At 63.9% G+C, this 2760-nt stretch carries 3 protein-coding genes; 1 reads left to right on the top strand and 2 read right to left on the bottom strand.

The window, feature by feature from the left end; all coding sequences use genetic code 11:
- Together EN994_RS25805 and EN994_RS25795 are read right to left on the bottom strand one after the other, a co-directional pair.
- A partial coding sequence (locus EN994_RS25805; RefSeq protein WP_206530502.1) for a histidinol dehydrogenase occupies positions 1–724 on the bottom strand: 724 nt, incomplete at its 3' end.
- A 207-nt stretch (positions 725–931) separates the two neighbouring features.
- Positions 932–1705: a 3-oxoacyl-ACP reductase family protein gene (locus EN994_RS25795; protein WP_024503950.1), complete on the bottom strand. Its 774-nt coding sequence runs from the start codon at positions 1703–1705 to the stop codon at positions 932–934.
- A gap of 130 nt (positions 1706–1835) precedes the next feature.
- On the opposite strand from EN994_RS25795, the gene EN994_RS25790 reads away from it, so the two are divergent.
- The coding region (locus EN994_RS25790) for an aminotransferase class I/II-fold pyridoxal phosphate-dependent enzyme (protein ID WP_127307911.1) at positions 1836–2760 on the top strand (925 nt) is incomplete at its 3' end.

Genomic DNA, 2760 nt, shown 5'->3' with positions numbered 1-2760 from the left:
CTTCGGACGGCCCGGCCGGAAGGCCTGTGTTGATGACCGAAGACAGCACGCTCTTGGCCGCCACCACCCAGGGGCTGCCGGGGCCGACGATCTTGAGCGCGGGCTTCACCGTCTCCGTGCCGTAGGCGACGGCGGCAACTGCCTGAGCGCCGCCGCATTTGTAGACGGTTCCGACGCCGGCGAGGCGTGCGGCGACCAACGTTGCCGCGTCCACCGAACCATCCGATGTCGGCGGCGTCACGATGGCGATTTGCGGCACGCCGGCAATCACCGCCGGCACCGACGTCATCATCGTCACCGATGGGAAAGCACCCTTGCCGCGCGGCACGTAGAGCGCAACGGAAGCGATCGGCGTGTACCGGTCGCCGGCATAGGCGCCCGGCCGGACTTCCTTGAGCCACATCGTTTCCGGCTTCTGCTCCTCATGGAAATGCCTGATGTTGTCGATGCCGAACTGGATGCTCTCGACGACGTCCTTTTCCACCTTGTCGAACGCCGCGTCGAACTCGGCTTCCGACACCTGCAGCTCGCCCTCGGCGACATTGGCCTTGTCGAGTTCCCTGGCGAAGCGGATCAAGGCGGCGTCGCCTTCGTCCTTGACGGCCTGGATGATCGGCCGGACCTTCTCGACGAAGACCGTCAGATCGGCCTCGGCGCGCTTCAGCAGACTGGCGCGCTGGTCGGCATCGATGGATGACAAATCGTGGAAGCTGATGTCGGACATGGCTGCTCGTTCTCCTGGAACTCTTGGAACGCAATCACGGCTGGCGCAGGCCGGCCATATGCTGCGGGCCGACAGGTCGACCCTGAACAAGGATCAAAGCCGTCGAGAGGCTTCACTCGGCCAAAAGTATATACATGTCTATGTGACGGTCGCCAGCGATTTTTCCATCTTCCTTCCCGTCGAAACTACCGAGATAAACCTGCCTCATCAGATCGAGGCGAGAAAGCCGCCATCGACCGGAATGGACTGGCCGGTTATGTAGGCCGCCGCATCCGAAGCGAGGAACACGGCGATGCCATGCAGGTCGGAGAGATCACCGAAACGCCGCTGCGGGATCTTGGCCAGCATGGAGTGCTGCCATGCCTCGTTGTTGTAAAAAACGTCCGTCATCGCCGTCCTGAAATAGCCCGGCGCGATGGCGTTGACCCTTATGCCAAGCTCCGCCCACTCGGCCGCAAGCGCCCGCGTCATGCCGAGCAGGCCGGACTTCGACGAGCCATACGGCACCGCGGTTGGGATTCCGACTTCCGACGTCAGCGAGCACAGGTTGATGATGGTGCCGGGACGGCCGGCGTCGCGCATCTGCCGCGCGGCGGCCTGGGCGCAGAAGAACGCTCCCTTCAGATTCGTGTCGACGATCCTGTCCCACAGCGCCTCGTCGACATCGAGCGAGGGCCGCACCTCCTCCATCCCGGCATTGTTGACGAGAATGTCGAGACCACCAAGCAGGCTGGCAGCCTCGTTGGTGGCTGCGCGGCAGCGGCCGACATCGGTGACGTCGAGAGCGATGGCATGCGCCACCCCACCGGCCGCGCGGATGGCGACCGTCGTGTGCTCCAGCGCGGCCAGGCTGCGCGCCGTGACCGCGACGTCGGCGCCGGCAGCACTCAGCGCTTCGGCGATGCTGCGCCCGATGCCACGGCTGGCGCCGGTGACAAGCGCCTTCCTGCCGGAGAGATCGAAGAGAGAAGCGTTGCGCATGTGATCCTCCTGGTCGGTGTCGGTTTCCGCTTCGGCGTAGAGACTATCAGGTCAAGTTACATATACAAGCATATACAAAGCATTTCAGCTGCGGTACGGATGACGAAATCCACCGCAGAGGAGCCAGCCCGTGTCGAAAGCCTCGGATATGGTCCGCACCGAAGTCAACCGCCTGTCGCCCTACAATTCCGGACTGACCATTGACGAGGTACGGAAACGATACGCACCGGCCAGAATCGCCAAACTGGGCTCGAACGAAAACCCGCTCGGGCCCAGCCCGACCCTCGCCGCCACGATGCATGCCGGCTCCGAGATGTTCCGCCTCTATCCGGATCCTGCCGGGCGCAAGCTGCGCCAGGCGATCGGCGACAAATATGCCGTCGCCGAGGACCAGATTATCCTCGGCAACGGTTCCGAAGATCTTCTCTCCGTCATCAGCCGCGCCGTGTTGCGGCCGGGCGACGCCGTCGTCACGCTCTATCCGTCGTTTCCGCTGCATGAGGACTACACCACGTTGATGGGCGCTACCGTCAATCGCGTTGTCGTCAACGACGATCTGACCATCAATGTCGATGCGCTGGTCGAGGCGGTGCGCGAACGGCCGCGCATGCTGCTGTTCTCGAACCCGATGAACCCGGTCGGCAGCTGGCTCTCCGGCGGCAATCTGTCGAGGGTTCTGGATGCGACGAGCGACGAGACGCTGATCGTCATCGACGAAGCCTATGCCGAATATGCCAAGGGCGACGACTATGCGTCATCCCTGCCCTATCTGGGAAAGCTCGACCGGCCGTGGATCGTGCTTCGGACCTTTTCCAAGGCGTTCGGCCTGGCCGGATTGCGGATCGGCTTCGGCATCGTCGGCGACCCGGAGCTGCGCACGCTGCTCGACCGCGTCCGCACGCCTTTCAACGCCAACGGCATGGCCCAGGCCGCAGCATTCGCGGCGCTGGCCGATGACGAACACCTCGCCAGGGTCGTAGCTCTGGCCAGGGCGGAGAGAAAACGCGTCGAGACTTTCCTGGCGAGCAAGGGCCTCGACGTCGCCGCCTCCAGAG

Origin of the sequence: Mesorhizobium sp. M7A.F.Ca.CA.002.09.1.1, from assembly GCF_003998555.1 — a bacterium.
GTDB lineage: Bacteria > Pseudomonadota > Alphaproteobacteria > Rhizobiales > Rhizobiaceae > Mesorhizobium > Mesorhizobium ciceri.
The sequence above is the reverse complement of the archived record's forward strand: the minus strand, read 5'-3'. Positions and strand labels throughout refer to the sequence as shown.

Bases quoted from the DNA above. Each gene is read 5' to 3' on its own strand.
- EN994_RS25795 (WP_024503950.1), bottom strand. From the start codon at position 1,705: ATGCGCAACGCTTCTCTCTTCGATCTCTCCGGCAGGAAGGCGCTTGTC.